Source organism: Sphaerochaeta halotolerans, assembly GCF_003429665.1.
Lineage (GTDB): Bacteria > Spirochaetota > Spirochaetia > Sphaerochaetales > Sphaerochaetaceae > Sphaerochaeta > Sphaerochaeta halotolerans.
Window position 1 is genome coordinate 1 of the sequence record NZ_QUWK01000039.1, and the last position, 1,322, is coordinate 1,322.

A 1,322-nucleotide genomic window follows, 5' to 3' on the forward strand; every position below is an offset into this window, starting at 1 on the left:
TCTCGTATTGCAGTATCATGGCTGCAATGCGAAAGCTTGGCCCATTTTTGGGTAGTCAGTTCCCCATAGAAGTCTGTGGTCAATCTTTCCAACATTGCTTTTTGACGCTCATTAAATGTATATCGTTGGAACCATCCCTGGATTTTTAGTACCTTCTCGATGGTGTTTATTACCGTCTCTTGAGCCTCGTGTATTTGAGAGAGGTACCAGACAATCCAGGTTGTACATTCCAAATCACCACTCTGTGCCATCTGAAGCTGCTTGTAATACTCCTTTTGGTGTATCTTGAGCCGGGTGGCAAGACTGAAAAAGACTTTATTCTCGGTATTATTCTGATTCAACACATAATCGCTAATAATCCTTGCCATTCTACCATTGCCATCCTCGAAAGGATGAATCGTTAAAAACCAGAGATGGGCAATTGCACTTTTTACTACATTTGGAATTGTAGAAGGAGTGTTGACCCATGTAAGAAATGCCTCCATTTCCTGTAGAACACTCTCTGCTGGTGGGGCTTGAAAGAGGACTCGCTGGTTCTTGAATGATCCTTCAACTACAGCAATGGCATCTGTTCGATAGGCTCCAGTACGAATAGAAAAAGGACCGCTGATGTTTTGCGGAAACAGCGTACGATGCCAAGAAAACAGTCTCTCATGGCTGACCGGTTTATCTGACCCTTTTAAAGCATCCAGCAAGGATTCCACTACTCCTTCAATGTGGGGACCCGAGAGTTTCATTGAGGCATTAGGAACATGTAACCTACGGCAAAGTGAAGAATACAGTTTTACTTGTTCAAGATGTTCACCTTCGATTTCATGTGAGTGGTAGATTTCATCGGTGAGAATTTGTGCTTCAAACTCAAATTTCCCCGGTATGCCCGTTTGGGCGAGCAATGTTTCTACTATTCCTTGTGCATATGCAAGCTCACCGAGTGTTGCAAGCAAGAGAGAAGCATCAAACGTAAGATTAGGCCAGTCAGGGAGTTGCCAAATGTAACGACTCATATAGGCATCATACACTACATGCGTAGATTAGACAACTCTTTCTACGCATTATTACTAATTATTTTGCGTAATTTAGGATATCTATGCTACGCAAGGAACCCTTTTATGCCGAGAAACTTTGTCCATCTTGTCTGCTTCAGTAAATCAGCTATACGCTATTCCTTTGATATCAATTTCTTTGGTGAGATTGAGACGAATTTTAGATGAGCCCCCCATTACTGACCTTTGGACCATCGAAGGGGAACAGGAGAACATCGAGGTCTGGAAGACTGAAGACACCAATCTATTCAATTCCATAGACCCGGTTGCCTACTTCTT

The 1,322-nt window shown here is 42.7% G+C and carries 1 protein-coding gene; it reads right to left on the reverse strand.

From position 1 onward, the window contains the following. Window positions 1-1,004: Fic family protein (locus DYP60_RS13860; RefSeq protein WP_133299360.1), on the reverse strand; the 1,004-nt coding region annotated here is incomplete at its 3' end. Between the last annotated feature and the right edge of the window lie 318 nt (window positions 1,005-1,322).